This window comes from Spongiibacter sp. UBA1325, assembly GCF_002306875.1.
Lineage (GTDB): Bacteria > Pseudomonadota > Gammaproteobacteria > Pseudomonadales > Spongiibacteraceae > Spongiibacter > Spongiibacter marinus.
The window spans coordinates 1,145-5,733 of sequence record NZ_DBTD01000010.1 but is presented as its reverse complement, the minus strand read 5'-3'; the positions used below and the strand labels follow the sequence as shown (position 1 = coordinate 5,733).

Annotated in this window: 7 protein-coding genes and 1 tRNA gene; 1 reads left to right on the top strand and 7 read right to left on the bottom strand. The window is 55.3% G+C overall.

Annotated features, from left to right (window positions below):
• The 5 genes from B3K78_RS11945 to B3K78_RS11925 all read right to left on the bottom strand — a co-directional run.
• Window positions 1-721, bottom strand: a 721-nt coding sequence (locus B3K78_RS11945) for a glycosyl transferase family protein (RefSeq protein WP_286695654.1), incomplete at its 3' end; no start/stop codon positions are given.
• 314 nt (window positions 722-1,035) lie between these two features.
• Window positions 1,036-1,326, bottom strand: a complete 291-nt coding sequence (locus tag B3K78_RS11940) for a hypothetical protein (protein ID WP_286695653.1) — start codon at window positions 1,324-1,326, stop codon at window positions 1,036-1,038.
• Between the two features lie 3 nt (window positions 1,327-1,329).
• Window positions 1,330-1,674, bottom strand: a complete 345-nt coding sequence (locus B3K78_RS11935) for a DsrE family protein (protein ID WP_286695652.1) — start codon at window positions 1,672-1,674, stop codon at window positions 1,330-1,332.
• 65 nt (window positions 1,675-1,739) lie between these two features.
• On the bottom strand, window positions 1,740-2,408 hold the full coding sequence (locus B3K78_RS11930; protein ID WP_286695651.1) for a Bax inhibitor-1/YccA family protein: 669 nt from the start codon (window positions 2,406-2,408) through the stop codon (window positions 1,740-1,742).
• Window positions 2,409-2,700: 292 nt separating this feature from the next.
• Window positions 2,701-3,123 (bottom strand): hypothetical protein, encoded by a 423-nt coding sequence (locus B3K78_RS11925; RefSeq protein WP_286695650.1) that lies wholly within the window; start codon window positions 3,121-3,123, stop codon window positions 2,701-2,703.
• A gap of 222 nt (window positions 3,124-3,345) precedes the next feature.
• On the opposite strand from B3K78_RS11925, the gene B3K78_RS11920 reads away from it, so the two are divergent.
• Window positions 3,346-3,726: a lysozyme inhibitor LprI family protein gene (locus tag B3K78_RS11920; protein WP_286695649.1), complete on the top strand. Its 381-nt coding sequence runs from the start codon at window positions 3,346-3,348 to the stop codon at window positions 3,724-3,726.
• A gap of 23 nt (window positions 3,727-3,749) precedes the next feature.
• On the opposite strand, the gene B3K78_RS11915 is transcribed toward B3K78_RS11920, so the two are convergent.
• Entirely contained in the window at window positions 3,750-4,235 is a 486-nt protein-coding gene (locus tag B3K78_RS11915; RefSeq protein ID WP_286695648.1) for a hypothetical protein, read from the bottom strand.
• A gap of 265 nt (window positions 4,236-4,500) precedes the next feature.
• Window positions 4,501-4,588 (bottom strand) — tRNA-Ser (locus tag B3K78_RS11910).
• Between the last annotated feature and the right edge of the window lies 1 nt (window position 4,589).

The following is a 4,589-nucleotide window of genomic DNA, read 5'->3' as shown; positions in this document are numbered from 1 at the left end:
CCTTGCAGATAGCCTCCGGCTTGCGCTCGGCCTCGCCGGCCTCGCCTTTAAATACTGCAGCATGGGGTTGCTGAAGCAGCGCAGCGGCCTGTTGGTGACTGTCGCTATAGGCGGGGTGGAAAATACTTTGCAGGGAGTGGGGCGCGGCGAAGGGGTTGATTAGCCTGGCGAGGCTATGAACCGGGGAGCGCAGTCCAAACAACTGGCGCATCTCCATCATCCGTTGCAGGCCCGGGCAGAATAAACGCAACGGCAGGTAGCAGAAATTACCTTGTTCAAGTGCCGTCGCACATTCTGAGAGGTCTTCTACCACAGGCTCGCCAAGTTCCCGCAAAAGTTGTTCGCTGTAGGCGCGGCCTGCTGTGTGGCCAGCTGCACCGTGCATCACCGTGCGAACGCCGCTATCGGCCAGCGCCAGCGCCGCCAACAGATACCAGGCTTGCTGGCGCCGTTTGCCGGCATAACTTGCCCAGTCCAGGTCCACGGAAAGTCCCGGCAAAGATAGACTGTCGCGCACCGCGTGGACGAAACCTGCGAGTTCCTCTGGGCTTTCTTCTTTCACTCGCAGCAGCATCAAAAACGCGCCGAGCTGGACGTCTTCCACCTCACCATTCAGAAGCATGGTCATGGCGCTACGCGCTTCTTCCAGCGTCAACGAGCGGGAGCCGGATTTACCCTTCCCAAGAATTCGCACATATTGTGCGAAGGGGTGTTCAGTCATAACAGGCCTTTGTTTCCAGGGCGTGCGCTCATGGTGTGGGAGCCGCCCAGATGATGGTTGCACAGAGGGGGAATTTTACCAGCTGAGGCAGTGTCTGTACCGGGTGCACAGTGTAACGAGTTGTGAATAGTTGATGCTTACCGCCTCTGGGTGGCCTTGGTCGCCGAGTTGATAATGTTCTTGCGCGCGTTCAAGCCCGCTAGATTGCGCGTGTTGCGCCGCGAGAGTATTCAGGTAAACCACGACATCACCGCAGGCAATGCACGGTAGGGCGCGTTCCAGGCTGTCGTTAGCCTGTAATAGGTGTAGCGTGGTCAAAAGCTGAGTGCCTTTTCTTCACTGGCAATAAGGGTTTGCAGCGCCGAATCGCTCAGTTCGGTTACCTCAATGCCAGTCGCGTGAGTTGCGGTGGTCGTGGCGCCTTTGGTGTAGATTCGGGTGAGGCCGAATTCCTCGAGTTGCGAGCAAAGCGGCGGATTTGCGCAGAGCGAAGCGAAAACATCAGGCCACAACACAAACTGAACGTCTTGGCCAAACACGAGGGCAGTGAGCGCCAAGTCGCAGGCGTGTTGAAGTGTGTGGTTTTGGCTCACTAGCAGCAACATGGTCTACCCCGAAAATCGCAGACTGCGTTGTGCGCGGCTGTCTTGCTCGAGCCAGTAGGCCAGCCCGGCTATCGCACAGTGTTCGGGCAGCTTCTCGGGCGTCAATCCTCGTGCGTTGGCGCTATTGCTACAAAGGCTGAGCTCGGTACCTGCGCGCTCAGCGATGGCTTGCCACTGTTCTAGTTCTGAGGCCGAGTCGGGGTCGGACATTGCCAGTGCAACACTCTCGCCACTGAAAAAAATACAGCCTAACTCATGCCCGGCGGCAAGCAGCGCTTCGCAGAAGCCAATAGCGTGTGGGGTATTGCCCTTTGCGTTGACACCGTTGAGCATAATGGCAAAGCGCATAGTAAAGAATGGTCAGTTGCTGAGTAGAGATAAGGCCCCACCTGAAAGTGGGGCCGAAACGGGGCTTAATCGTCGCCGCTGAATACACCCAGTAGGTGCAGCAGGTGTACGAATAGGTTGTAGATATCCAGGTACAACGCAACGGTGGCGCGAATATAGTTTGTTTCACCGCCGTGGATAATACGGCTGGTATCAAACAGGATCAGGCCAGACATAATGAACACGGCCGCTGCCGATATCGCCAAAGACGCCGCTGGCACCTGAAAGAAGATGTTGGCAATACTCGCCACGACAATAACAAGCAGGCCGACCATCAGGAATCCGCCGAGGAAGGAGAAGTCCTTACGAGTGGTCAGTGCATAGGCTGACAGGCCGAAAAACACCAGCGCTGTGCCGCCTAGGGCTTGCATTACCAGCTCAGGGCCATTGGGAAGTGCCAGATAGGCGCTTAGCATAGGACCCAGTGCCGCACCCATAAGCGCAGTAAACACAAAGGTTGCAATCAAGCCCTTGCCGGAGTTTGCTGTGGCATTGACAACAAACAGCATTACCAGACCGCCAAGTGACAGGCCCAGGGCTGCACCGCGCCCAAGTTCCATAGCCATTGCCAAACCGGAAAACAGCGCACTATTGAGCAGGGTTAGCCCCAGCAACATATAGGTGTTGCGCAGAACCTTACTAACCTCAACGGCGGGGGCCGTGGTAGTGGACTGAAAAACCGCTTTTTCTTGCATGATTGACTCCGTTGTTAAAAGCATCATCTCACCAAATGATACGCACTAGACACGACTTTGGAAACTCGAAACGCAGCTATTTTTGTACTTGAGAGTGATTCGAGGCGAGGAGGGAGGAAATCCGTGCAATGTCTACCACGGGGCTGGCTTATTGGCTTGGTAAGCCATTGAAAAGCCCGCTTAAACGTCGTGGAATAGGATATTACTGAAGGTTTTCATTCTCCACTCGCCCGCTGCCGCGAGGCTATGAATATCAGGCCACTGTTGCTGGGCTGTTGGTAAAAGGCACTTTTCATGTGTTTTTGTGAGCGTAGTAGACCGAGCGGTACCAGGCGACTACTGAGGCGGGAGCGGTGATAAGCCCGTACTGCCAGGAAATGTCGTTAAACCCGCCTTCAAAAAATAACATTTCTAGCTCGATGGCCACGGCTTGAATGGCGACAAAAAACAATAATAGCGATGCCGGTAGCCGCAGGGCGAATATGCCGCAAATCAGCAGTAAAATGGCCCCGCCAGCCAAGGCCGGGACTAGTGCAACCACAAAACTGAGCCCGGCTATATAGAGCAGCTCCAACCCGATCGATCGTGCGGCGATGGCTACGAGACCCGCATGGGCAAACGCCGCGAACACCGCCGTAGCCATGGCCGCAGGAAAGAGTTGATGAAGGTATGATGCCGTCAGGCCGGCGGGCCTTTGTCCTTCACTCGAAATCATTGGTGATTCCCTTCGTTAGCGTGTCGAGGCCCGGCGTTAACTGCTCTGCCTAATCGCCGGCAATGGCAGTGATGCTCGACACTACATTCGTTTGCTATGGTAGCGTCAAACATTGCTCGCGTCGCTGTCGGTCGTCTGTCGCGAGAGGCCACCCGAATAGTCGAAAAGGCGGTTGGCCGGAAGTCGCTCGGTCTGGGCTGCGTAAAGGGGAGAGGTTGGTGGATGAAATATTGTGTAATCGCGGTCGTATTGATGCTAGGAATGGCGTGTTATGCCGAGCCCATTTGTGATTTCCCGAAAGAGCATTGTGTGTCCCAGGCGGCGTTTGATGATGCGGAGTCGAGTCTAGCCGGTACCCTGACGTTGATTCAGGCGAAAATTGACGATAATGGCTTTGAGGATTTTTTAGTCGAACGAGAGGAGATCAAGCACAGCCTAATTCAGGGCCAAGCTGCCTGGCAGAATTATCGGGACCAACATTGTGCAGCGGTCTTTCGGTTAATGAGTGGGGGTAGCTCCCGGCACGTGGACGAACTTAGTTGCCTGACAGACCTCACTAACGCGCGGGTGCGCCAGCTGCAGGAGCTCTACGAAGTACAGTGATAATAGGGTGATGTCGGGCAGCCTTATTTTGGCGTGTCGAGTACCTGCCATTTCTCCGTCGATGTAGCGCGTCGAACCTGCCAGTTTTCCCCATCCTGACTGCGGTAGGCCGCGTAAGTGGTGCAGCAGCCTCCTGCACCCAAGGCCTGCGTGCCGATTTCAATTTGAATGTACTTGCCGTCAAACGCGAGTTGTTCTCTCACGCATTGTTGCGGCAAAAAATACGGGGCGGGTTTGAATAGCAGACTCCAGCGCGGTGCTGCGCCCTCGGCGTCTGTCAGCCGGTATACCTTGCAGTCTTTTATGCCAAAAGACACGGCCTTGCCGTGCGCCAGAGGTAGCTTCACAGGCGGTGTCGTGAAGTTTGCCGTGACATTGACGCTGTGCGACGGCTCGCTATCTGGTGGTAGCGAAAACCCCAAACAGAGGGAGGAGAAAAGTGCAAAACCGAATGATGTGACGCTGAGTGCGATCCAACGCGACTGAGCAAGCGATAGGGCGATTGTCATAGTTCCAGCTGCCTCAACGTTGACCGTTCTTGCACCTTCCTTCCGAATGCGGCCAGTTTTGATCAGGCTACTTGCTGCCCAATGTGATTTTCGCGTCGATGGCGCGCTTTAATCGCTCAGTGAGCGAATAAAGTATATCCGTAGAGGGTGTTAGTGCCGAGCTAAGCGAAAATAAAAAGTGCCCAGTTGCGCTGGGATGACGTTCCAAGTCGGGCTTTCAGTGCGATACAGGAGCAGAAGAGGGCGGTGAATACTGAGAAAGAAATGGCGGAGGGGCAGGGATTCGAACCCTGGGACGGTCGCCCGTCGCCGGTTTTCAAGACCGGTGCTTTCGACCACTCAGCCACCCCTCCG

What these genes read in the sequence shown, in the direction of transcription:
- B3K78_RS11930 (WP_286695651.1), bottom strand. Translation starts at nt 2,408, where the DNA reads ATGCAAGAAAAAGCGGTTTTTCAGTCCACTACCACGGCCCCCGCCGTT.
- B3K78_RS11925 (WP_286695650.1), bottom strand. Translation starts at nt 3,123, where the DNA reads ATGATTTCGAGTGAAGGACAAAGGCCCGCCGGCCTGACGGCATCATAC.
- B3K78_RS11915 (WP_286695648.1), bottom strand. Translation starts at nt 4,235, where the DNA reads ATGACAATCGCCCTATCGCTTGCTCAGTCGCGTTGGATCGCACTCAGC.
- B3K78_RS11935 (WP_286695652.1), bottom strand. Translation starts at nt 1,674, where the DNA reads ATGCGCTTTGCCATTATGCTCAACGGTGTCAACGCAAAGGGCAATACC.
- B3K78_RS11920 (WP_286695649.1), top strand. Translation starts at nt 3,346, where the DNA reads ATGAAATATTGTGTAATCGCGGTCGTATTGATGCTAGGAATGGCGTGT.
- B3K78_RS11940 (WP_286695653.1), bottom strand. Translation starts at nt 1,326, where the DNA reads ATGTTGCTGCTAGTGAGCCAAAACCACACACTTCAACACGCCTGCGAC.